The organism is Gramella sp. AN32 (assembly GCF_023718305.1).
Taxonomy (GTDB): Bacteria; Bacteroidota; Bacteroidia; order Flavobacteriales; family Flavobacteriaceae; genus Christiangramia; species Christiangramia antarctica.
In genome coordinates this window covers 19,163-44,018 of sequence record NZ_QEYO01000003.1, presented here as the reverse complement: position 1 = coordinate 44,018, position 24,856 = coordinate 19,163, and the positions used below count along the sequence as shown (strand labels likewise).

Here is a 24,856-nt window from a genome sequence, read left to right as displayed (position 1 = left end):
ATCATGCCAAATTAAAATTGCTGTCCAATGATGAAGTGGGTTTGCCATCCACTTGGACCCTGCTGCCCAACAACCGGATCAAAACCATAACCAAAATCTATTCCCAGTAAACCGAAGGTTGGCATAAAGATTCTTAATCCCGCACCTGCAGATCTATTTACCTGGAACGGGTTATAATCTCTAAAATTATCATAAGATGCCCCCGCTTCTGCAAAGGTAAGCATATAGATTGAGGCTGCTTGTTTCAGTGTAATTGGGAATCTCAACTCCATACTATACTTATTATAGATCGTTGCCCCGTCATCTCTCGCATTAGACGGTCTATCTAAAGGAATTATAGATTGGTTCTCATATCCTCTTAACTGAATTGTTTCACGGCCATCCAGACTGTATTGTCCTAAACCATCACCTCCCACATAGAAACGCTCGAAAGGCGGAATCCCTCTTTCACTATTATAAGCTCCAAGGAAACCGTATTCCGCACTGGTTTTAAGCACCAAATCTTTACTGGGGCCAAAGTTGGCCAAAGTCGTATACCAGGTTCCGGCGAATTTAATTTTATAGAATTCGAGCCAGTTGTATTTCTTCTGGTCAACTTTTTCGGTATCTGGAACTGAATTTTCCGGAGATACGCGGTTCCCGTTATAGTCCACTAAATTCCCATTGTCATCTTTTAACTGATAATCCGGATTGTTTTCCAGGTTTCCATAATCAATACCATTCCATAGAGAATAAGGAGGTGTAAATTTGGCAGTTATATTAAATAGGGATCCACCCGTTGGGAAAATTGGGTTAATTCTGGTATTGTCCCGGCTAATCCCAAATTGATAGTATAGGTTATTAGAGAATCCGTCACCAAAGGTAAATAGCCCCGTATTGTAGTTGTTAAGATCATATCTCTGGAAACCAATCTGGTTAGAAATCGTCATGAATTGATCTGGTTCCTGAAGTCTTTTCGCTAAACCAATGCTCACCCCAAGAATATCAAAACTCCTGGTTTTATCAGCTCTCCTATTAATATAATCAAATAAGAATTGTCTTGTATAGCTGAAAGAAGTAGAAAAACTTACCGGTCTTTTGCCTCCTAACCATGGCTCTCTAAAAGAAAGACTATAGGTTTGGTAATAGGTGCTGGCCTGTGCCCTTAGCGATAAGGTTTGACCATCCCCCATAGGAATAGGATCATAGGCGTCTTTATCAAATAATCCCTGAACAGAAAAGTTATTGAAGGATAATCCCAATGTCCCAATGAAACCTCCACCACCGTAACCACCTTGTAGCTCTATTTGGCTGGCGCCGGCTTCCACTACCGGATATTCCAGGCTCAAAGTTCCTGTTTGGGGATTCGGATCTATAAATTCCGGTTCAAGCTGTTCCGCATCAAAATAACCCAGTCTACCTAATTCCCGAATTGTACCAACCACCGCTTCCTGCGAATATTTCTGTCCGGGTTTGGTGAGCAATTCACGATAGATCACATGATCTTTGGTCTTGTCGTTTCCGGTAACAAAAATCTCATCAAAATAAGCCTCCTTACCTTCAACGATTCGAATTTCGAAATCTATCGTATCGTTATAAACGTTAGTTTCAACAAGATCGATATTGGAGAAAAGATACCCGTTATTCTGATATATATTTGAGACAGATTGTTTGGAAGGATCACGTCCCTGGATCCTTTCGTCGATAAGAACACCATTGTAAATATCCCCTTTTTTGAGTCCTAATACACGATTTAACTGATCATCTGTATAAACCGTATTTCCCAAATAATCTATTTCACCAATTACATACTGGCTTCCTTCTTCAATGGTTAACTCCAGGGCAATTTCTTCGGCATTTTTGATAATAAGGGTATCGGAAGTTATACGGGCATCGCGAAAACCTGATTCTTTATATTTTTCAATGATGGAAAGCTTATCATTTTCGAATTCGTTTTCAACATATTTGGAACGTTTCCAGAATCGTATGGGATTTTTCTGCTTTGTTTTCTTCATATTTCGGCGAAGCTTCGCATCAGGAAATTGTTCGTTTCCGGTAAATTTAATCTCATCGATTTTTACGCGGTCACCTTTATCCACATTCACGATCATATTCACACGGTTTTTAACGCCGGTAGTATCTGTAAAAGGACGAACATCGATGTTTGCTGAAGCGTTAAAGTAGCCTTCTTTGCTATATTTACTTTCAATATAGTTCTTAGTGGTCGTGATAAGGTTTTCAGTAACCTTAACGCCAGGTTTCAAATTGTTTTCATCGATAAGGTCTTCGGTTTCAGTCTTCTTTTTGACTCCGGTAATCCGCGCCTGGTTTAAAACCGGGACCTCTTTGATTTCCAGTTCCAAATCTGCTACATTTCCTTCCACATTTGTAATGTAGAAATTGATGTCGCTAAAAAGCCCCGTGTCCCAAAGGTCTTTTATGACTTTGCTTAATTTGTCCCCGGGGATGTAAATTTCGTCACCTTCCTTAAGCTTGGTAAATCCCACAACGATTTTCTCGCTATAGGTGGTAGTACCGGTAACTTTAATATCCCCAATTACGTATTTTTTAGAATCACCCAGTGGTAATCCCTGTGCTTTGGCTCCTAAACTTGCTATGAAACAGATTAAAAAAAGTATTAAAATCTTTTTTGTCATGAATGCACTAACTAAGTTGCTCACTTGTTTTTCCAAATCTTCTTTCTCTGTTTTGATAATTGTATATGGCTTCAAAAAGATTTTCCCTTCGGTAATCTGGCCATAATATTTTTGTAAAATATAATTCCGCATATGCAATTTGCCATAGAAGGAAATTGCTAATGCGCTGTTCCCCACTAGTTCTAATTAATAGATCCACATCGGGCAGGTTTTGGGTATATAAATGATCACTGATCATCTCTTCAGTAATATCCCCGGTTTGTATTTCCCCATTTTGAACCTTTTCTGTAATCGCTTTTACGCAATTGGTAATTTCTTCCCGGCTTCCATAACTTAATGCAAGCGTTAAAACCATTCTTTTATTGCCTGAAGTTTTATCTATTACATCCAGAAGTTCTTTTCTGGCTTTTTTTGGTAAACTGGAAATATTCCCAATAGAATTTAAGGTGATATCATTATCCTGAAGTGTTTTGATTTCCTTTTTAAGGGAGGAGACCAATAATTTCATTAGAGTGTCCACTTCAAGTTTAGGGCGGTTCCAGTTTTCCGTAGAAAAAGCATAAAGGGTAAGATGGGTAATCCCAAGTTCTGCACTTCCTTCTACTACATCGCGAACGGCTTTAGTGCCTTCTTCATGTCCTGAAGCCCTTAAAAAACCTTTGCTTTTTGCCCATCTTCCATTTCCATCCATAATGATGGCGATGTGTTTAGGTAACTTATTAAGATCAATATTGTCTTTATAATTCATCTAGAAGCAATAACAAGGTTTACGTCCAAAAGTAAAAGTGAAGCTAATTCCACTAAATACATACCAGTCGTTGGTATTTCGATTGCCAAACTCAATAGTGGGCGATCGTTGTCCTAAATATTCTTCAGGCCAGCTTCCATCCAGATTGTCAGTAAAAGTGTATCGTGCACCTATTTCAATAGCTCCAATAATATCCCTTGTGATCTCTTCTTTATAGCCCATCACCATGGGAATGGCAAATTCCCAATTGGATCCTTCGTTTACAATATTATTATTTCGGCCGTTTTTCAAATACATATGATCTGCTCTAAAGTAAGTTATACCTGTATACAGATATGGCGTACTTTGTTTTGTTGCTTCTGAAAGATCAAAACTCCAGAAGTTAAATTCCAATCCCAGAGATGCCTCAGCAACAGTATTCTCAAAAGAGTATCCTCTTTGCTGTCTCCGGGTATCTTCAGATTTTGCATCGTCTGCACTTAATTTGGCATATAATAATGACAATCTAAAAGCATAACGCGGACTTCGATTCCACTTTCCTATGAAGCCTCCAACAGGTGCGTTAGGCCAGATATATGTGGAATTCCCAACGTCTCCGATAAAGTTTGATCCACCCCCAAAGACACCTACTTCAAAATTCTGTGAGTGTATTTGGGGCGAAAACATAGCTATCACTAAAAATGTGAATAGGTACCTCATAGGTCTTTAAAAGTTTGCAAATATAACAATTCTGTTTGCTCTGCAATAGTTTGGGCAGATTTGTCTCTACGTATAAACAGTTTTTGTAGATTTTTATTGCTTAGTTCCTTTTATCTTCGCCCCATAGGAGCTTTTTTCGAAGTGTGTTAAGAAAGCTATCTTCCTGCAATTCCACAAAATTTATAGTATAGGGGGCTTTTTTAATAATAATTTCGGTTTCGTTGTTCAAAGTTGCAATTCTTGAGTCCATGGAAACAAGGTGTGCATTTTCTCTTCCGGAAACTTTCAGTTTAATTTCAGTGTGATCTTTAATCACCAAAGGCCTGGCATTTAAATTATGCGGGGCGATGGGTGTGATTACTAAGGTATCGGCATCTGGCATAATTACCGGCCCGCCACAACTTAAAGAATAACCTGTAGAACCGGTAGGTGTTGAGATAATAAGACCATCAGCCCAGTAGGAGGTGAGGTATTGATTGTCTAACCAGGTATCTACAGTGATCATAGAAGTGGTGTTTTTTCGGCTTACGGCAATTTCATTTAAAGCTACATGTGAAAACACGGGATCATCAGATGATGGATTGATAGCTATCGTAAGCACAGATCTTGGTGAAAGGCTGAATTTTTTATTCAGAATATTATCGATTGTATCTTTGATCTGCTCCTTTTGGATTGTCGCTAAAAAACCCAGTCTCCCTGTGTTAATACCTACAATAGGAATATTTAGGTTTCTAATGTAATTAATAGATTTTAGAATGGTCCCGTCCCCACCAATACAAAAGAAAAGATCAAAAGAATTATCCAGTTCTTCAAACGAATTAAAATGCTGGTAATCTTTCTCGATCGTTTTATTCTCATGGATGAGTTCGAGAAAATCTTCTTCAATAAAAACTTCCGCATTTTTTTGCTCGAGCAATTCCAGCAACTGCCCAATGTAAAAGCCTGCGTTTTCATGATAGAACTGTCCGTAAATACCAATTTTCATCCTTTATATATTAAGGTATTTATCCAGGTATTTTGAACGGTCTTTTAAATTCTTGCTAAAGGTATCTTCCTGATGTTCAGAAATAATAATATATCCATACCTCCTAAAAGCCTGTATGATATGCATCATTCCGGAAGGGCTTATTTTTATAGTAATTTCTGCCATTTCATTTTCGATCTTGGAAACAAAGGCTCCCAGAACGTGGGCATTATTAGATTCAATTATTTGTGTCACTTCGCTAAAGGTAAAATCTTTAAAAGCTTTTTCTACCACTAGAATATTCCCGGGTTCGTGCAAAAAGGGGGTTTCCTTAAATAAGGAGATCATCTCATTTAATTCAACATAGCCTAAGTAATTATTTTCATTATCTAATACCGGAAGGATATTGGAGTTATTTTGAGCGAAAGCTTCCAGGCTATCCAGCCAGTAATTATTCTCACGAACAAAAAATTCTTCCAATGCATACCTATAATCATCAAGGCTTTTGTCGATATCAAAACAACGTGCATCATTTTCAGAAATACAACCAACGTAAACTCCTTCACTCTGTACAGGTAAATGCGTATAGGTTAATTGATTAAAAATTTGCTGCACCTCTCTAATGTTCTCAGAAATATCCAGGATTTTTACATCATTTAATATATAAGCTTCCATATTCATGCTCTTTCTGCTTTTGTCGCAAATTAATCAAAATAAAAACATTCAAGCAGGGAACACTTTGTATTTTTGTTGCATAAACGCAGGAATTATGACCAAATTAAGTGTGAATATTAATAAAATCGCAACACTTAGAAATGCACGTGGAGGCAATGTTCCAAATGTAGTGGAAGCTACCAGGAAAATTGAAAGTTTCGGGGCTCAGGGGATTACGGTTCATCCAAGACCAGATGAGCGACATATCCGTTATCAGGATGTTCGCGATTTGGCGCCAATCGTTACAACTGAATTTAATATAGAAGGTAAACCCGTCCAGGACTTTATGAACCTGGTGCTGGAAGTGAAACCGGCCCAGGTTACTTTGGTGCCAGATGCGGAAGAAGCCATCACTTCAAATGCGGGTTGGGATACCATTATAAATAAGGAGTATTTAAAAGAAGTAATTTCTGAATTTAAAAGAAATGGGATTAGAACTTCCATTTTCGTAGATCCTGTTGAGAAAATGATTGAAGGTGCGGCTGAAACAGGTACAGACCGGATTGAATTATACACTGAACAGTTTGCGGTAGATTTTGCCGCGAACAAGAAAGATTCGGCGAAGGCTTATGCGCAATGTTCGCAACTTGCCCACAATTTAGGCCTCGGCATCAATGCAGGTCATGACCTTTCTTTAGAGAATATCGAATTTTTCAATAAGGAAGTACCTTTTCTTGACGAGGTTTCTATTGGACACGCGCTAATTGCTGAAGCTTTGTATAACGGACTGGAGAAAACCATTCAGCAATATTTAAAATTACTGAAATAGATGAAACTGCATTCCAATATTATAGGTGAAGGGAAACCATTTTTAATCCTCCACGGATTTTTAGGAATGGGGGATAACTGGAAAACGCTGGGCAAACAATTTGCCGATGATGGATTTGAAATTCATCTCATCGATCAGCGGAACCATGGAAAAAGTCCGCATTCACAGGATTTTTCTTATGAATTGATGGCGGAAGATCTTTTGGAATACTGTAATTCGAAAAATCTGAAAGATATCATTCTGCTAGGCCATTCCATGGGAGGAAAAACCGCGATGCTATTCTCCTGTTTACATCCTGAAATTGTACAAAAATTAATCATTGTAGACATTGCACCTAAATATTATGCACAGCACCATCAGCAAATTTTAAAAGGTTTGACCGCACTTGATGAAGCCAGTCTTACTTCCCGAGGTGATGCGGAAGATTTTCTAAAAAATTATATCCCTGAAACCGGCGTACGCCTTTTTTTACTGAAAAATTTGTACTGGAAAACTAAAGACAAATTAACCCTGCGGTTAAACCTTCAGTCTTTAATAGATAATATTGAAAATGTTGGTTTAGCCTTGAACACTGATTCAAAATTTGAAAAGCCAGCCATCTTTATTCGTGGAACAAATTCAGATTATATTCAAAATTCAGATTTCAGCTTAATTGAAAAGCATTTTCCTTCAGCTGAAATTGTGGATATACAAGGCGCAGGACATTGGGTCCACGCTGAGAAAATGAAAGAATTTTACGACGCGGTGCTTCAATTTGTTTAAAATCCTTCTAAATTTATTATGTATGCATAATAAATTTCCAAAATCTGTTGCATAATATGTAATTTATATTATTTTTGGGCATATCATTAACAGATACAAAATTTAATCCTTTGAACTTATGAAAAGACTATTTGTACTTGGTCTCATGCTTATGGCCGGAGCCATAACTTATGCCGGTGGATACAGGGTAAGTCTACAGGGTCAACGTTCGTTGGCCATGGGGCATACAGGTGTTGCGGTTGTGAATAATGCTGAGCTTGCCTTTTTTAACCCGGCCGGTTTAGTATTCCTGGAAAGTAAGATAAATGCTGCTGTTGGGGTTAGTGCGGTATTTTCAGATGTTGTTTATCAAAATGAACAATATGGGCAAATAGCCAGAACCGATAGCCCTGTAGGAACGCCTTTCTACGCATATTTTTCTTATAAATTAAGTGATAAGTTCTCATTAGGTTTTGCAGCTTACACGCCTTATGGAAGTTCTGTAGCCTGGGAGAAAGACTGGGCTGGTTCACACCTGGTGAACGATATCGAGCTCGCCGCGATCTATGTGCAGGCTTTGGCATCATATAAGATCACTGAAAATTTAGCTGTTGGAGGAGGGCCTATCTATGTGAGTGGATCAGTGAATTTCAACAGAAATTTGAATAGAACTTTAACCGATCTTGAAGGGGAACGCTCCAATGTTACTGTAGATGCTTCCGGAGTTAGTGCTTTTGGATGGTCGGCCGGGGCAATGTGGAGCCCAATGGATAGTTTAAGAATTGGAGTAAACTACCGTTCTGAAATTTTGGTAAAAGCTAAAGATGGGGATGCCGATTTTGAGAATGTTCCAAACTCACCATTAACGCCATTTCAGGATACTAAATTCGATGCTACATTACCTTTACCTGCTGAATTATCTGTGGGTGCTTCCTACCAGTTAAATGATAAATGGTTATTTGCCTTTGACTATAACCGAACTTTTTGGGGCGTATACGAATCCCTGGATATAGATTTTGAGAACGCGAATGTTCCGGATTCCCAGAACCCGAGACAATATGAAGATGCTTCTATTTATAGATTCGGCCTTCAATACACAGCAAATACAACAGTTACTTTAAGGGCAGGTTATTATTTCGATCAGTCACCGGTTCAATCTGGATATTTTGCCCCGGAAACTCCAAGAAACGATTCAAATAACTTTACCGGGGGACTTTCAGTAAACGTAAGCGATAGTTTTGCCATTGATGCTTCTTTCCTATACAGTAGGTTTGAAGAAATCAACGAGTCTTATGATTATTATCAGGAAAATGGACAAAATGTGCCTTTTGGCGGAACGTATAAGTCCAGCGCTTTTGTGCCTGGTCTTGGTGTAACTTTTAAAATATAAGAGATCTGATTTTGCTCTAACAACAATAAAATATTTCAATAGATGAAAAATTACTTTAAATATATGGCAATTCTGGCACTGGGAATCATTTCCTGTGAGCCTGAATTGGAAAATTCCATCGAAGATGATGGGTTTTACGCTGCTGGAGAGGCCGATTTTACAAATTACGTAGCTTTAGGGAATTCCCTAACCGCAGGATATGCAGATGGTGCCCTTTACATCACAGGACAGGAGAATTCTTATCCAAATATTTTAGCTGAAAAATTTGCCCTGGTTCAGGAAACAATGGATTTTACTCAGCCATTAGTAAATGATAATTTTGGTGGACTACTTTTAGGAGGTAATCAAATTGCAGAGACAAGGTTTGTGCTTGGAGGTGAATCTTTGGCTACAGCTCGTCCGGCAAGGTATAATGGTACCCCAACTACCGAGGTTACCGCTAAGCTTAGTGGTTCTTTTGGGAACATGGGTGTTCCTGGTGCTAAATCTTATCATCTTTTAGCTCCTGGATACGGTAATGTAACCGGTGTGGCTACAGGTGCGGCGAATCCTTATTTTGCAAGATTTGCTTCTACGGAAAATGCTACTGTTTTAGGAGACGCTATCGCGCAAAATCCAACATTCTTTACTTTATGGATCGGGAATAATGATGTACTAAGTTATGCTACTTCAGGCGGTGACGGTATTTACCAAGAGGGTAATACTAACTTTTCCGAATATGGATCTAATGATATTACAGATGCGAATGCTTTCGCTTTTGTATATAATTCAATCGTAAGTGAGCTGGCAGGACAGGATGGTCTTGGTGCTGAGGGTGTTTTAATTAATATTCCCAATGTTACTGATATCCCATTTTTCAAGGTTGTTCCTGTGAATCCAATTCCACTGGACGCTGCAACAGCTGGAGCTCTTAATGCGCAATTTGGAGCCTATAATACAGCGATTTTACCTGGTTTAGTGCAGGCTGGGCTACTTACAGAAGCTGAAGCAAATAGCAGAAAAATAATTTTTGCAGAAGGAGCCCAGAACTTCGTGACTTTGGTTGATGAAGATCTTACAGATATTACTGGAGTACTTCAACAAGAGCCTTTTAATCTTGATCCTCAAACCGCCGGTTTACTTGGTCAGTTAAGACAGGCAACACCTTCAGATCTTATTCCTTTAACTTCATCTTCATTCATAGGTACTACGGTAAATAATAACCCGATGTTAGTTAACGGGGTGTCTGTTCCTCTTGGTGATCAGCATGTATTAACAGCGTCTGAGCAGGCTTTGGTCGCTCAGGTAACCGCTCAGTATAATGGAGCTATCGCTGCCATTGCCCAAAATTATTCATTAGGACTTGTAGATGTAAATACATTGTTAGGAACTATTGGGGTAGACGGAGGTACCATTTACCAGGGAGTACCAATTTCTTCAACCTTTGTTTCTGGAGGTGCATTCTCACTTGATGGTGTGCATTTAACTCCTAGAGGTAATGCGGTTATTGCCAATGAGATTGTTAAGGAGATCAATGCTACTTACAGCGCTAATATGCCTGGTGTAGATGTTGGAAGTTATGGTACAGTTACTATAAACAACAATGTTCAATAATATTAAATTTGTTAAAAAATTGAAAGACCGGGGAATTACCCGGTCTTTTTTTTGCAATTTTAAGCCCTAAACCAATCCTTATGAATTTTATACTCAGACTTTTACTAACTGCGGTCGCCGTGGTTATTTTGGCAAAAGTACTTCCCGGGGTGGAAGTAGCAAGTTATTGGACGGCGATTGTCGTTGCCATCATCCTGGCTTTATTGAATTTTATCGTGAAGCCTATTCTGGTTTTGCTAACCCTTCCGGTGACCATCCTTACCCTGGGGTTATTTCTATTGGTCATCAACGCAATTATCATTTTTATTGCTGATGGTTTTGTAGATGGATTTAGTGTAAGCGGATGGCTGATGGCGATCATTTTCAGTTTATTGCTTTCGCTTTTTCAATCGCTTCTTTTTTCAATTTTAAAAACTGATTAGATTTAACTGAATTTCAAATAATTGAAACTTTGCTGGCTTTCAGAAAAATCGTAATTTTGCACTCCAATTTTTATATAAGACAGAAATGAATATTACCAGAGAGAATATTGATGATTTAAATGCGGTAGTAAAAGTAGACATCGCGAAAGAAGATTATGAAGGAAAAGTTGATAAGATCTTAAAGGATTATCGTAAAAATGCTAATATTCCTGGCTTCAGAAAAGGCCATGTCCCTATGGGCATGGTAAAGAAACAATATGGCCAGGCCGTATTGGTAGATGAGGTGAACAAAATGCTCCAGGATGCTTTGAACAAGTATTTAACTGAAGAAAAACTGGACGTTCTGGGAAATCCACTTCCAAAGGAACAGGAGAATTTCAACTGGGACAATGATACGTATAGTTTTGAATTCGAATTAGGGCTCGCCCCAGAATTTGACGTAAACCTGGATCTTAAGGATCCGGTGACCAAATATAATATTGTGGCTGATGAGAAGATGGTGAACAACCAGATCGAAAATATTCAGAAACAATATGGGAAAATAAAGACCAAAGAGGTTGCTGAAGAAGGAGATACTGTCGCGGGAACTTTTAAAAATGAAGAAGAAAATATTGAGAAGGAAGCTACCTTCGAACTTTCAAAATTAAAGGGAAAGAGAAATCTAAATAAGTTCGTTGGTGCCAAAGTAGGCGATACTGTTTCCCTAAAAACAAAAGATTTGTTTGAAGATGTTCATGACCTTCAGCATAATTTAGGGATTGAGCATGACCGGGCACATGAATTGGATACCGATGTAGAATTTATCATTTCAGAAATAAACGAACGCGAACTGGCAGATCTTGACCAGGAATTGTTCGATAAACTCTTCGGAGAAGGCAAAGTAAAGTCGGTTACCGAGTTAAAGGACAAAATCAAGGAAGATGCAGCGAAGCAATTCGTGCAACAAAGCGATCAGCAGTTGATGAATGATATTACAGAGAAGCTTATCGAAAATATCCAATTTGAGCTTCCTAAGGAATTTCTTCAGAAATGGATCCAGACAGTGGGTGAAAAACCTTTAACTGATGAAGAAGCTGTTGAGGAATATAACAATAGTGAGAAAGGATTGCGCTATCAACTTATCGAAGGTAAAGTAGTAAACGATAATGAGCTTACGGTAGATTTTAATGATTTAAAAGAATTTACCGGAGAAAGGATTAAAGAGCAAATGGCCCAATTTGGCCAAACAAATCCTTCTCAAAAAGAATTAGACGATATTTCTGCAAGGATTTTGTCAAATCAAGACGAAGTAAAGAGACTATCGGAACAACTTATGAATGAGAAACTTCTAAAATTCTATAAAGAAAATATGAAGTTTAACGAGAAAGAGGTTACTTATGAAGAGTTTGTGAAAGCCATCTCTAAATAAGCGTTTTTAGGATATATTATCTATCTTTAAGGCGTTAACTCTTATAGGGGCTAACGTCTTTTTGATTTTATAAACCACGAACACATTTAAATAAGATTAAAAATTAATGGATTACGGAAAAGAATTTCGAAAATATGCTACGTTAGATCATAATATTAATAGCAATTATTATGATAAAATTATCGACAGTATGATGCCTGTTGGAATGACGCCGAATATTATTGAAGAACGCCAGATGAATGCGGTGGCCATGGATGTTTTTTCCAGGTTAATGATGGATAGGATTATCTTTCTGGGCACAGGGATTAACGACCAGGTGGCGAATATTGTACAGGCGCAGTTATTATTTTTAGAAAGTACTGAAGCTAGTAAAGACATACAGATTTATATAAATTCCCCTGGAGGTAGTGTTTATGCCGGTTTGGGAATTTATGATACTATGCAGTTTATAAAGCCCGATGTAGCTACAATTTGTACAGGAATGGCCGCTTCTATGGGAGCTGTTTTACTTTGTGCAGGAGAAAAAGGAAAGCGCAGCGGTTTGCCCCATTCCCGCGTTATGATTCACCAACCTATGGGTGGAGCCCAGGGACAGGCTAGTGACATAGAGATCACAGCCAGGGAAATTGTAACTTTGAAAGAAGAATTATATAAGATCATTGCCAAACATTCCGGGCAAACTTATGAAAAGGTACATGACGATAGTGATCGTGATTACTGGATGAAAGCTGAAAAAGCTAGAGAATACGGAATGATTGACGAGGTATTAAAGAGAGATAGTTAAATATTTAATTGTCCAAACCCTTTAGGTAATACTGAAAATTTAAGTAATGGCGAAAGAAGATTTAGAATGTTCCTTTTGTGGAAGGAAAAAACCGGAGACAAGTTTACTCATTGCAGGATTAGATGCACATATTTGCGACCGTTGTATAGAGCAGGCGCATGGTATTGTAGTTGAAGAATCCAAGCAGGGGGAGGCCAGGGAACTTAGTTCAGATTTAATGTTAAGTAAGCCAAAAACCATAAAACAGTTTTTGGATGAATATATTATTGGTCAGGAAGCAACAAAAAAAGTAATGTCTGTTGCGGTGTATAACCACTATAAGAGATTATTGCAGCCAGATAGTGATGACGATGTAGAAATACAGAAGAGTAACATTATTATGGTTGGTGAAACCGGTACCGGTAAAACACTAATGGCGCGGACTATTGCAAAAATGCTGAATGTGCCTTTAGCCATTGTTGATGCCACTGTTTTAACTGAAGCGGGATATGTTGGGGAAGATGTAGAAGGAATCTTAACCAGGTTGCTTCAGGCTGCCGACTATAATACTGAAAAAGCCGAAAGAGGAATCGTTTTTATCGATGAGATCGATAAGATCGCCCGTAAAAGTGATAATCCATCCATAACCCGGGATGTTTCCGGGGAAGGAGTGCAGCAGGCTTTGTTGAAATTACTGGAAGGTACCACGGTAAATGTTCCGCCTAAAGGTGGACGTAAGCATCCAGATCAAAAATTCATCGAAGTAAATACTGAAAATATCCTTTTTATTGCTGGTGGAGCTTTTGATGGAATTGAAAGAATTATCAGTAAAAGGCTGAATATGCAGGCAGTTGGATTTAGTACTTCAAAATCTGAAGATACGATTGAAAGAACCAATCTGCTGAAATATATTATTCCGAAGGATCTAAAAGAATTTGGATTAATTCCTGAAATTATTGGAAGGCTTCCTGCGCTAACTTATATGAATCCGCTGGATCGTGATACCTTAAGGGCAATTCTTACAGAGCCTAAAAATGCGATCATCAAGCAATACAAGAAATTGTTTGAAATGGACGATATCGAGTTTAATATCACCGAAAGTGCTTTAAGTTATATCGTAGATAAAGCAGTAGAATATAAGTTGGGGGCGAGAGGATTACGTTCGCTTTGCGAGGCAATTTTAACCGATGCTATGTTCGAGCTTCCTGAAAGTGACGAAAATGAATTTACGGTCACCCGGGAATATGCTGATGATAAGTTGAATAAATCTACTATAAGTAAACTGAAAGCGGTTTCTTAAGTTCTAAGTTCTAAGTTCTAAGTTGAAAGTTGAAAGTTGAAAGTTGAAAGTTGAAAGTTGAAAGTTTCAGGTTCAAAGTTTCAAATTTCGGGTTTAAAGTTAAAATTCTAAGCAATTTAAGAGCTTACGGTCTTAACAGGATTATGAATATCTGGAAGATTTTCTTTTAGAGTGAAAATATACTAAGCATAATGAGGTTCGTCTGGATCCTGGATCTTAGAATTAAAAAAAAGGAAGAAGTGGTAAATTTATAGCTCAATTTTACTGCCAACTGCCAACTACCAACTACCAACTTTTGACTAACCACTAAAAACTACGAACTACGAACTACGAACTACGAACTACCAACTACCTCCGGCTCCGCCACCACCAAAGCCGCCACCGCCGAAACCTCCTCCAAAGCCGCCGCCGCCAAAGCCACCGCCGGAACTTCCACCAAATCCGCCGCCGCCAAGACTTCCTCGTCCCAGGCTGCTTAAAATAATCGCGTCCCAAATGGAAGGGCCTCTTCCGCCACGACCACCTTTACCACCTCCACGCTTATTATAACTAGAGATAATCACTAATATGAAAATGATTAAAAAGATAATGGCCTTAACTGGAATTCCACCTCCACCAGCGTTACCTGGTCTGGTTCCCTGGAAGGTTCCGTTTAGAACCTGAAAGATTGCCGTTGTACCTTTATCGAGCCCACCGTAAAAACTCCCATTTTTAAATTCAGGAAGGATGATATTTTCAGTAATTTCCTTGCTCTTTGCATCGGTTAAATATTCTTCCAGGCCGTAACCAGTGGTAATCCATAATTTTCTATCGGCTTTGGAAACCAATATTAAAAGTCCGTTATCTTCCGAAGCCTGACCAATTTTCCATTCCTGCGCCCAATGAGCGGCATAAGTACCAATATATTCGCCTTCTAAAGAATTAATAGTCACCACAACAATTTGCGTTGAAGTAGTATCAGCGTAATTAATCAGTTTTTGCTCCAGCATGCTTTTCTCTGAAGCGGTAAGCATATTGGCTTCATCATAAACACTCGTCTGTTTTGATGGAATAGGAGGAATATCGCGTTGAGCGTTCACTTGAAATACAGTGAACAACACTAATAAAATAAAGATCTTATTAAACAAATTAAGCTTTTGAGATTTGATCGGGAAGTTCATTGGTGTCAGCTTCATCCCATGGAAAATGTTTTTGTAGTTGTTCGCCGGCTTTTAAAACACCTTGAGTAAGACCTTTGGCGAATTCACCTCTTTTAAAGTGGGAAACAATAAGATCTTTAGTGCTTTCCCAGAAATCATCAGGAACAACCTCATTAATACCACTATCGCCATAAATAACAAAATTTCGATCTTCTACGGCAACATAAATTAAGACCCCGTTACTTTCTTTAGTATTGTCCATTTTCAGCATATGGAATACTTCCATAGCCCTTTCGAAAATATCTTCTTTTCCGGAAGTAGGTTCAAGATGCACACGAATTTCTCCGGAGGTTTTTCTTTCAGCAACCCGAATGGCTTCAACGATTTCCTCTTCTTCTTTTTTGGTTAGAAAAGCTTCGGTCTTATTCATAATTATTCGAAATCAAAATCTACATCAGGAGCGTTTTCTGCACCGGGATCAGACTCAAAGCCGTCCATTTCATCAAAACCAAATAACATCGCGGTGATGTTGCTGGGAAAGCTCCTACGTGTTTTCTCATATTCTGCCACTGCTTCATTAAAGCGGTCCCTGGCCACGTTAATCCTGTTTTCAGTTCCTTCTAATTGCGACTGCAATTGTTGAAAATTCTGATTGGCTTTAAGATCAGGATACCTTTCTACGGTAACCAATAATCGTGATAAAGCTGAGGTTACTCCTTGTTGTGCTTCCTGGAATTGTGCTATTTGAGCTGCATTTAGGTTACTTGCATCTACATTTACTGAAGTAGCTTTTGACCGTGCCTCGATCACATCAGTTAAAGTCCCCCTTTCAAAATCTGCAGCTCCCTGTACTGTTTTTACAAGGTTTCCAATAAGATCATTTCGTCTCTGATATGAGCTTTCTACATTGTTCCATGCTTTTTCAGCATTGGTATCCTTCTCTACAAGAGAATTATAGGGAGAAACAAATAATATTGCCAGCACGACGATGATCCCGATAGGTATTAACCATTTTTTCATTTTATAATTGATTTTTGAGGTTGATTAGTTCAGATTTTATGCCTTCCAACTTTCTGATAATTTCGAAGTTGCTCAGCGTCTTTTGTTTTTCTTCTTTTAAATGGATTTTCGCACCGTCCAGGGTGAAACCACGCTCTTTTACCAGGTGATAAATTAACTCCAGATTTTTAATATCTTCAGGAGTGAATTTTCGATTTCCCTTGGCGTTTTTCTTTGGCTTGATCGCATCAAATTCCTTTTCCCAAAATCGAATAAGGGAAGTATTCACGTTAAAAGCTTCGGCGACCTCGCCAATTCCATAGTAACGTTTTTCAGGAAGGTTTATATGCATTAATCAAGTGATTGGTTTTCCCGTTCCGCTTTCTCAAGCACCTGCGAAAATTCATCTGCAGAAAGGTTTCCGTAGTAGAAATTTATAGGATTAATGCGTTCGTCATCCTTAAATATCTCATAGTGCAAATGTGGAGCTTCAGATCTTCCTGTACTCCCAACATAACCTATCACATCACCTCTTTTTACACTCTGGCCACGTCTTACATTATATTTGTATAAATGGCCGTAAAGACTGGTGTAACCATATCCATGATCAATCCTTATATGGTTTCCATAACCGGTAGAACGATTGTCTGCCCGTGCCACTTTTCCATCTCCAGTCGCGTAAACAGGAGTTCCCCGTGGAGCAGTGAAATCCATTCCATAATGGAACTTCCTCACTTTTGTAAACGGGTCATTTCTCCAGCCGTAACCGGAGGCGATTCTACTTAAATCCTGATTATTCACAGGTTGAATTGCGGGAATTGCCTGAAGCAGTTTTCCTTTTTCCCTGGCAAGTTCTGTAATTTCATCTAAAGAACGTGATTGTACCACAAGACGTTTGGTTAAAATGTCCATTCGTTTTGTAGTTTCAGTGATGAGCTTGCTATTATCAAAACCCTCAAGATCCTTATAGCGGTTAATACCACCAAATCCTGCCATTCTCTGCTCTTCGGGAATAGGGTTGGCTTCAAAATAAAGTCTATAAATGTTATTGTCCCTGTCTTCAATGTTAGCCATCACATCCTGGATCTGATCCATTTTTTTATTCAGCAGGCCATATTGCATTTGGATGTTATGTAATTCGCGTTTCAATGCCTTCTCCTGGGGAGTTTGTATTTGAGGAATATTCAAATAAATAAGGAGTAAAATAAAACCACCAAGGAAACAACCGGTAATGCCCAGTAAGGTAATCCCTAATTTTCGACCTTTTTTACGCTCTATCTTTTTATAAGACAGGGTTTCACTATCGTAAAAATATTTAACCTTCGACATGAGTTAAATTTATGCTATTTTTGCGTTGTTTACGGTTTGAACAACCGTGTTTTAATTAACGGTAAACGAACAAATATAGGAATTGTTTCACCGTCTTCATAATTTAATAAAAATTGCAAGAAAATAACGGAATGAAATCACAGGATATCCGCAAAGAATTTCTCGAATATTTTAAATCAAAAAAACATAGTATAGTCTCTTCTGCACCTATGGTGATCAAAAATGATCCTACTTTAATGTTCACCAATGCGGGAATGAACCAATTCAAAGAATATTTTCTTGGAAATACCAAACCAACTTCCAAAAGGCTTGCCGATACTCAAAAATGTCTTCGGGTAAGTGGGAAACACAACGATCTTGAAGAGGTAGGACATGACACGTATCATCATACCATGTTTGAAATGTTGGGCAATTGGAGTTTTGGTGATTATTTTAAAAAAGAAGCCATTTCCTGGGCCTGGGAATTATTGACTGAAAAGTTCAAAATAAACCCTGAAAACCTTTACGTTTCAGTATTTGAAGGTAGTGAAGACCGTGATAACCTTAAATTGGATACCGAAGCATTAAAGATCTGGAAAAAGATAGTTCCGGAAGAACGTATCATTTATGGCAATAAAAAGGATAATTTTTGGGAGATGGGCGATCAGGGCCCATGTGGGCCATGTTCTGAAATTCATGTAGATATACGTTCAGCTGAAGAAAAAGCGAAAATTCCCGGTAGGGACCTGGTGAATAATGATCATCCTCAGGTGGTAGAAATCTGGAACCTGGTTTTTATGCAATATAATCGTAAAGCTGATGGAACTTTAGAGGAACTACCGGCGAAGCATATCGATACGGGAATGGGTTTTGAGCGGCTTTGTATGGTTTTGCAAAAAACACAATCAAACTATGATACCGATGTGTTCACTCCGCTTATTTCTGAAATTGAAAAAGTCACCCAGTCAAAATATGGCAATTCCGAAGAAGTTGATATTGCAATTCGCGTAATTTCAGATCATGTGCGTGCGGTTGCATTTTCTATTGCCGATGGCCAGTTGCCAAGTAATACCGGGGCAGGCTATGTGATTAGAAGGATTTTGCGAAGGGCAATTCGCTATGGTTTCACCTTTTTAAATAGTAAAGAACCTTTCATCTATAAATTGGTTGCGGTGTTGAGCGAGCAAATGGGAAATGCATTTCCTGAACTCAAGTCCCAAAAAACACTTATTCAAAATGTGATTAGGGAAGAAGAAGCTTCTTTCCTGCGAACTTTGGACCAGGGATTGGTGCTCTTAGACAATTTGATGAAAAGTGTTCCCGGGAATAGAATTCCCGGGGAAAAAGCATTTGAGCTCTATGACACGTATGGTTTTCCCATCGATTTAACTTCGCTGATTCTTAAAGAAAATGGGTATTCGTTAGATGAAGCTGGTTTTGATGCAGAACTTCAGAAACAGAAAGACCGCTCCAGAAGTGCTACCCAAATGAGTGCCGGGGATTGGGAAGAACTTACCGAGGTTGAGGAAAATTCCTTTGTGGGTTACGAACTCCTGGAAGCCGATGTGAAAATTGCCAAATATCGGAAGGTAGATTCAAAAGCGAAAGGGGAGATCTTTCAAATTATATTAAATAAAACACCTTTTTATCCTGAAGGCGGAGGCCAGGTTGGGGATAAAGGGATTTTATTGTCTTCGGAAGGGGAAACGATCAAGATTTTTGATACGAGGAAGGAAAATAATCTAATTGTTCATTTTGCTAAAAAATTACCTAAAAATCCTGAAGCTGAATTTAAAGCTTTGGTAAACTATCAGGAAAGGGCAAATACGGCCTCTAACCATTCAGCTACCCATCTTCTACATCAGGCATTGCGCAGCGTTCTGGGGACACATGTGGAACAAAAAGGTTCCATGGTACAAAAAGATTATTTAAGATTCGATTTTTCACATTTCAGTAAAGTTACTTCTGAAGAGCTTGAAAAAGTGGAACGATTTGTAAATGCACGAATTAAAGAGCAACTTAAGTTAGAGGAGCAGCGGGATATTTCTTACGATCAGGCAATCGAGCAGGGCGCCATTGCACTATTTGGGGAGAAATATGGGGATTCAGTGCGTGCGATTCGATTTGGTGATTCTATGGAGTTGTGCGGAGGAATTCATGTTAACAACACGGCTGATATCTGGTATTTTAAAATCACGGGAGAATCGGCAGTAGCCTCGGGAATTCGACGAATTGAGGCCATTACCGGTGAAGCTGCGATGAAGTTCTTTGAAGAGCAAACGCAAATGCTGGATGAAATTAAAAGCGGATTAAAAAGCAATAATAATCCGGTAAAAGCGGTACAATCTCTTCAGGAAGAAAATGCAAGTCTTAAAAAGCAGGTGGAATCTTTACTGCGGGATAAAGCGAAAAATTTGAAAACAGATCTAAAATCTGAAATCGAGCATAAAAACGGGGTAAATTTTCTGGCTAAAAAAGTAGACCTTGATGCCGCGGGAATAAAAGATCTGGCATTTCAATTAGGCGATGAAATTGATAATTTATTCCTTCTTTTTGGGGCAGAACAGGATGGAAAAGCACTGCTTTCCTGTTATATTTCCAAAAATCTGGTAGCTGAAAAAGACATCGACGCAGGAACAATTGTTCGTGAACTTGGAAAATATATCCAGGGTGGAGGCGGTGGCCAGCCGTTTTTTGCTACGGCAGGAGGAAAAAATCCGCAGGGAATTAATGAGGCTTTACAAAAAGCAAGCTCTTATCTTTAAAATAATAAATCCCGAAACGACTTTCAGGATTTTTAATTTTCGATAATGAAATTTAGAACTGAATTTTCAATTCCGGAAGGTTTTCCTAAAATAGATCATAAGAGCAAATTGTTTTTATTGGGCTCCTGTTTCGTGCAGAATATTGGGAAAAAACTGGATTGGTTTCGGTTTCCAAATCTTCAGAATCCCACCGGGATTATCTTTCATCCTTCCCCGATAAATCAATTTTTACGCCGGCTTGCGGAAAATCGAAAATTTACGGAAAAAGATATTTTTGAATTTAATGATACCTGGCAAACTTTGGAAGCTCATTCCTTAATGCGAAGAAATTCCAAAGAAAGTTGTTTGAACAATTTAAATGAAACCCTAGAAAGTGCCCGGGAATATTTAAAAGGCGCCTCACATCTAATTATAAGCTTAGGCACCGCCTGGGGCTATTTTCACCCAGAGACAGGTATAGTTGCCGCAAACTGTCATAAACTGCCGCAAAAACAGTTTAAAAAGCAATTAAGTACTTCTGAAGAAATTTTAAAAGATCTAAATGATATCATATCCATGGTGAGATCTTTAAATCCTGAAATCCATTTCATCTTCACCGTTTCACCAGTGCGACATTTAAAAGATGGGGTAGTTGAAAACCAGAGAAGTAAAGCCATTCTTATAAGTAGTATTCATAATTGCCTGCAGGAAAATAAACAGGTGCATTATTTTCCATCTTATGAGATTATGATGGATGATCTTCGTGACTATAGATTTTATGCTGAAGATCTCATTCATCCAAATGTGACAGCGATAGATTATATCTGGGAAAAATTCCTTCAAATTTGGATGGGTGAAGAGTCCACAAGCTTAAATTCTGAAATAGATCGTATTCAAAAATTAAGGAATCATCGCTTTCCCGCCAAAACAAACTCTTCATATACGAAAATTCTTACGAAAATTCAGGAAGGAATTGTCAAAATTCAGACAAAACACCCTGAAATATCGTTTGATGATCCCCTATAAACACTAGAAATCTTAAAATTTTTAAGATTTGGTAATTAAAAACTTTTTTCGGGTTTTAATTTAATTGTATTTTTACTACTCAAATTTGAAGTGAGTCTGAGATTGTCAGGAGGCCTACGTTTCCGATTTTCAAAGGTTTATGAGAATTTGTTTTCTAAAATTTGTTGGGGTAGATTTTAGATTTACTAAGGGACGGGTGGGGCCGTCCTTTAGTTTTATATTTCATTTTAGAAATTATTTAATAGAGAAGTTATTTGTCTTCCATTATCTTTCCACGAAATCTCTATTCGGGCAATAATGAAAAATATTCTTTTAGCTGTTTTATTCATTGCAGTGGTCATTCTTGGCTTTATGTATTGGGAACAGAAAAATAATGAAAAGGAATCATTAGAGGAATCTACCGCATTAATTCAGAAACAAATACGAAATGTTGGAAAACTCGTGGTTACTGAAGGTAGTTTTACCCAGGTTTTTACCTATAAAAATTCTAAGAGCCTTTATTTCGATGTACTTTCTGCTCGTAAGAAGGCGCTAATTGTGGTAAATGCAGATGTGACCATTGCTTATGACCTGAGTAAACTGGATATTGAAGTCGACGAAGAAAATCGACGGGTGATCATTAAAAATATTCCGAAAGAGGAGATCAACATTAATCCCAATATTAAATATTACGATGTAACGCAGGATTATCTCAATCAATTTGAAGCGGAAGATTATAATAAAATCAAGGATCGCATCGACAAAAACCTGCAAGATAAAATTGAAAATTCAAGCCTCAAGTCAAATGCTCAAAACAGGCTGATAAGTGAACTTCAGAAAATATATATTTTAACCAATAGTATGGGGTGGACACTTGAATACCACGATACCGAAATCAATGATAATAATATGCTGGAAAGTATTAGGATTTAAGTGGTAATTAATTGCTTTTTTGCCATTTCTATTCCATCATCGATAAGATGGGCAATTTCAGGTCTTTCCTTTTTGATTTCCAGCAGTCTGTTTTTTACAGTTTTAGCAAGTTTCGCATCATTTTCAAGGGCAAGTTCATAAATTTCGATACTAAGCAACCAGTCTTTCTTATGAAATTTGCTTAAAATATCGAATGCGGCTTCCAATGAAAATTTAGTGTTTTCACCATTTCTAATATGATGAACGGACTCATATAAGGATTCCAATTCTTCCCTGGATTTACTTGTTTTAGATTTGATGGTGCTGGTGGAAGTCTTATGCGTAATAAGATCGAAAGATTGATAGTCTGCTGGTCCGGCAAATGCTGAAATAATTTCTTTACCTACAGCCATATCAAATTTGCCCCATTCCGGTTGAAATAAGATTTCATCAAGATACGTTACGGTACAATTTTTAAAACTGATCAAAATAATTTTCCCCTGAAGATTTCGGGTTCCGGTGATGATCTCGCCTTTCACCATTATTCCACCCTCGAACTCCAAAGATATCTGTTCACCTTCATAAATATCATAAGCTTTAAGATCCCTTGGGCTCATATCTTCTATAGCGAGGTTAATTCCTTTTAGTTTTCCCAGAGGGGACCCAAAACCTTCTTGATGGCTGGAAATTCCATGACCAACCAGTTCCTTTTCCCTATAAGATAGGGCAGTTTCCCCTTCAGTTTTAATATAAATAGGTTCGCCTTCATGCTCAATAACCCTACTGAAATTTCCTGAGATTTGTATCCCTGTGCTTAATTCAATAGTTCCAAGATTTTTAGAATCGATTAGCTTCTGTATTCCTTCTAATCCACCTTTTCGTAAAGCCATTTTATTGGCAAACTCTTCCAGTACCAGGCTTAAATGTGCAAAATCTGGGGTTACATAAAGCTGGGGTTGTGGTTTGGTAATATCAAATTCCTGCTTGGCTGCTTCAATGGTATAAGGTAGCTTCTTCACTTTATCTGTCATACAGGATTTGCTTTCCCCGATAGATGATAAAAGTCCCGCCCCATAAATTTTCGGATTCTCCGGAGTGCCAATTAGGCCATATTCCACGGTCCACCAGTGTAAATTCCTTATTTGGGACATTTCGCTTGGTTTTACCTCTTTATGCTGAAGTTCTTCCACGCGTTTTTCCACCGCTTCAATTCTTTCCTTCGGTGTATTTTCAGCTTCCTTTAAAATGGAAAGTTCCCGGATGGCTTCATAAATATCAAAATCATGGGCACTGGAAATCGCTTTGCAACCAATTTCACCAAATCTTCGAAGATACTCGGCATATTCAGGATTGGCAATAATAGGAGCGTGACCGGCACCTTCATGAATAATATCGGGAGCTGGGGTATATTCTAAATGTTCCAGCTGGCGAATGTCACTGGCAATGACCAGGACATTATAAGCCTGGAATTCCATAAAAGCGGCGGGCGGAATAAATCCATCTACGGCTACTGCCGCCCAGCCAATTTCTTTCAGTATACGGTTCATTCCATACATATTGGGAATATGGTCTATTGAAATTCCTGTTTGCTGCAATCCATCCAGATAACTGGAATGCGCTACCTTGCTTAGATAATCTACATTCTTGCGCATTACGTATCTCCACACCGCCTGATTAATGGCCGTATAATTTTCGTAATTCTGCGGTTTGATATATTGCTGAAGATGGGCCGGAAGCCTGTCTAAAATTACATTAGATTCAATTTGTTCTAGCATGGTTTCTCTTACTAAATCGTTTGCGTTAAAAGTACAAAAATTGCCTTAGAACGAAGAATTTGAAGTTAACGAGAAAGCATAAAAAAAGCCCCAAAAAGGGGCTTTGAATATTTTTTAATCTAACTAATTTTCCCGATGCTTTGCGTCGGGGTTTCCTCTTCACCTCTCCCGAGGGAGAGGTCGGAACTGCTTTTTCGCAGTTCTGGGTGAGGGGAAATATAAAATTTCGGTTAAATACCCCTGCGGCTTGCCTCGGGGGTAGTCGGTTTAAGAAATTTTTTATTCAATTCCGGGAGGATATTTTTCCATGATCTTGGCAACAATCTCATTAATGCGTTCCTGCTTCTTATTAACCTCACTTGCAAGAGCAGCAGTTCCCATTCCCTGCCAAACCAGTTCCTTACCTTCAGAATCGATAAGATCGATATATAAAGTTCCTTCACTGGTCCTGTTTACCGTATTGAAGCCTGATCCCCAATACCAGGGAGACCAGCCCCATCCATATCCCCAGTAAGGATTTCCCCCCTGGTAAATATTGATGTTTTCATTCGTTTTGGTAAAAATACTCACTAAAAGATCGGGATCTTCAGATTTTGTAAATCCTTTCTTTTCCATTTCAACTTCAATCGCTCGAAGAATTCGTTTTTTGTCAAGGTCTGAAATATCTGCTTTATCGATTCCCGGCTTAAAGAAGGCATAGCTGCCATAATTGCCAAAATTTGCTTCCCGATCATAATCTGAAGCTACACGAACACTACTACAAGAAGTAAAAAAAACTGCGAGCAGTAAGAGGAGAGGGGTAATTTTTAGAATTTTCATAGGTATGT

23 protein-coding genes are annotated in these 24,856 nt (G+C 38.4%); 11 read left to right on the top strand and 12 right to left on the bottom strand.

The window, feature by feature from the left end; genetic code table 11:
* Positions 1 to 11: 11 nt before the first annotated feature.
* From bamA to DHD80_RS04610, 5 genes are all read right to left on the bottom strand, one after another.
* Positions 12 to 2,636, bottom strand: a complete 2,625-nt coding sequence (bamA, locus tag DHD80_RS04630; RefSeq protein ID WP_251739979.1) for an outer membrane protein assembly factor BamA — start codon at positions 2,634 to 2,636, stop codon at positions 12 to 14.
* Between the two features lie 7 nt (positions 2,637 to 2,643).
* Entirely contained in the window at positions 2,644 to 3,384 is a 741-nt protein-coding gene (locus DHD80_RS04625) for an isoprenyl transferase (RefSeq protein WP_251739978.1), read from the bottom strand.
* Entirely contained in the window at positions 3,385 to 4,083 is a 699-nt protein-coding gene (locus tag DHD80_RS04620) for a DUF6089 family protein (RefSeq protein ID WP_251739977.1), read from the bottom strand. It abuts the gene before it with no gap.
* Between the two features lie 100 nt (positions 4,084 to 4,183).
* Positions 4,184 to 5,068 carry an NAD kinase gene (locus DHD80_RS04615; RefSeq protein WP_251739976.1) on the bottom strand — a complete coding sequence of 295 codons (885 nt, stop codon included), beginning with the start codon at positions 5,066 to 5,068 and terminating at the stop codon, positions 4,184 to 4,186.
* 3 nt (positions 5,069 to 5,071) lie between these two features.
* A complete protein-coding gene (locus DHD80_RS04610; protein WP_251739975.1) occupies positions 5,072 to 5,728 on the bottom strand; it encodes an acetoin utilization protein acuB in 657 nt (218 codons plus the stop codon).
* Positions 5,729 to 5,816: 88 nt separating this feature from the next.
* On the opposite strand from DHD80_RS04610, the gene DHD80_RS04605 reads away from it, so the two are divergent.
* From DHD80_RS04605 to clpX, 8 genes are all read left to right on the top strand, one after another.
* A complete protein-coding gene (locus DHD80_RS04605) occupies positions 5,817 to 6,530 on the top strand; it encodes a pyridoxine 5'-phosphate synthase (RefSeq protein WP_251739974.1) in 714 nt (237 codons plus the stop codon).
* Positions 6,531 to 7,292 carry an alpha/beta fold hydrolase gene (locus tag DHD80_RS04600; protein WP_251739973.1) on the top strand — a complete coding sequence of 254 codons (762 nt, stop codon included), beginning with the start codon at positions 6,531 to 6,533 and terminating at the stop codon, positions 7,290 to 7,292.
* A 118-nt stretch (positions 7,293 to 7,410) separates the two neighbouring features.
* On the top strand, positions 7,411 to 8,661 hold the full coding sequence (locus tag DHD80_RS04595) for an outer membrane protein transport protein (RefSeq protein ID WP_251739972.1): 1,251 nt from the start codon (positions 7,411 to 7,413) through the stop codon (positions 8,659 to 8,661).
* A 42-nt stretch (positions 8,662 to 8,703) separates the two neighbouring features.
* Positions 8,704 to 10,254 carry a G-D-S-L family lipolytic protein gene (locus tag DHD80_RS04590; protein WP_251739971.1) on the top strand — a complete coding sequence of 517 codons (1,551 nt, stop codon included), beginning with the start codon at positions 8,704 to 8,706 and terminating at the stop codon, positions 10,252 to 10,254.
* A gap of 80 nt (positions 10,255 to 10,334) precedes the next feature.
* Positions 10,335 to 10,676 (top strand): phage holin family protein, encoded by a 342-nt coding sequence (locus DHD80_RS04585; RefSeq protein WP_251739970.1) that lies wholly within the window; start codon positions 10,335 to 10,337, stop codon positions 10,674 to 10,676.
* A gap of 85 nt (positions 10,677 to 10,761) precedes the next feature.
* Positions 10,762 to 12,084 (top strand): trigger factor, encoded by a 1,323-nt coding sequence (gene tig, locus DHD80_RS04580; RefSeq protein ID WP_251739969.1) that lies wholly within the window; start codon positions 10,762 to 10,764, stop codon positions 12,082 to 12,084.
* Between the two features lie 106 nt (positions 12,085 to 12,190).
* Complete coding sequence (clpP, locus tag DHD80_RS04575) at positions 12,191 to 12,868, top strand: ATP-dependent Clp endopeptidase proteolytic subunit ClpP (protein WP_251739968.1); 678 nt, start codon at positions 12,191 to 12,193, stop codon at positions 12,866 to 12,868.
* Between the two features lie 46 nt (positions 12,869 to 12,914).
* Positions 12,915 to 14,147, top strand: coding sequence for an ATP-dependent Clp protease ATP-binding subunit ClpX (gene clpX / locus DHD80_RS04570; RefSeq protein WP_251739967.1), 1,233 nt, complete (start codon positions 12,915 to 12,917; stop codon positions 14,145 to 14,147).
* A 341-nt stretch (positions 14,148 to 14,488) separates the two neighbouring features.
* Here clpX and DHD80_RS04565 read toward each other — a convergent pair whose 3' ends face one another.
* From DHD80_RS04565 to DHD80_RS04545, 5 genes are read right to left on the bottom strand one after another with little or no spacing between them, the layout of a single operon-like run.
* Positions 14,489 to 15,274 (bottom strand): TPM domain-containing protein, encoded by a 786-nt coding sequence (locus DHD80_RS04565; RefSeq protein ID WP_251739966.1) that lies wholly within the window; start codon positions 15,272 to 15,274, stop codon positions 14,489 to 14,491.
* 1 nt (position 15,275) lies between these two features.
* A complete protein-coding gene (locus DHD80_RS04560; protein WP_251739965.1) occupies positions 15,276 to 15,716 on the bottom strand; it encodes a TPM domain-containing protein in 441 nt (146 codons plus the stop codon).
* 2 nt (positions 15,717 to 15,718) lie between these two features.
* Entirely contained in the window at positions 15,719 to 16,306 is a 588-nt protein-coding gene (locus DHD80_RS04555; RefSeq protein ID WP_251739964.1) for a LemA family protein, read from the bottom strand.
* A 1-nt stretch (position 16,307) separates the two neighbouring features.
* Entirely contained in the window at positions 16,308 to 16,637 is a 330-nt protein-coding gene (locus tag DHD80_RS04550; protein WP_251739963.1) for a MerR family transcriptional regulator, read from the bottom strand.
* Positions 16,637 to 17,614, bottom strand: a complete 978-nt coding sequence (locus DHD80_RS04545; protein ID WP_251739962.1) for a M23 family metallopeptidase — start codon at positions 17,612 to 17,614, stop codon at positions 16,637 to 16,639. The genes DHD80_RS04550 and DHD80_RS04545 overlap by 1 nt, the downstream gene beginning before the upstream one ends.
* 131 nt (positions 17,615 to 17,745) lie before the next feature.
* Between DHD80_RS04545 and alaS the strand changes: the two genes are divergently transcribed.
* From alaS to DHD80_RS04530, 3 genes are all read left to right on the top strand, one after another.
* Positions 17,746 to 20,358, top strand: coding sequence for an alanine--tRNA ligase (gene alaS / locus DHD80_RS04540; RefSeq protein WP_251739961.1), 2,613 nt, complete (start codon positions 17,746 to 17,748; stop codon positions 20,356 to 20,358).
* A gap of 45 nt (positions 20,359 to 20,403) precedes the next feature.
* The gene (locus tag DHD80_RS04535) at positions 20,404 to 21,363 is read left to right on the top strand and encodes a GSCFA domain-containing protein (RefSeq protein ID WP_251739960.1); all 960 of its coding nucleotides are present in this window, start codon (positions 20,404 to 20,406) and stop codon (positions 21,361 to 21,363) included.
* Positions 21,364 to 21,660: 297 nt separating this feature from the next.
* Positions 21,661 to 22,275, top strand: coding sequence for a DUF4230 domain-containing protein (locus DHD80_RS04530; RefSeq protein ID WP_251739959.1), 615 nt, complete (start codon positions 21,661 to 21,663; stop codon positions 22,273 to 22,275).
* Here the strand turns inward: DHD80_RS04530 and DHD80_RS04525 are convergent.
* Positions 22,272 to 24,029 (bottom strand): aromatic amino acid hydroxylase, encoded by a 1,758-nt coding sequence (locus DHD80_RS04525; protein ID WP_251739958.1) that lies wholly within the window; start codon positions 24,027 to 24,029, stop codon positions 22,272 to 22,274. The genes DHD80_RS04530 and DHD80_RS04525 overlap by 4 nt on opposite strands.
* A 279-nt stretch (positions 24,030 to 24,308) precedes the next feature.
* Entirely contained in the window at positions 24,309 to 24,848 is a 540-nt protein-coding gene (locus DHD80_RS04520) for a DUF4136 domain-containing protein (RefSeq protein ID WP_251739957.1), read from the bottom strand.
* Positions 24,849 to 24,856 lie beyond the last annotated feature (8 nt).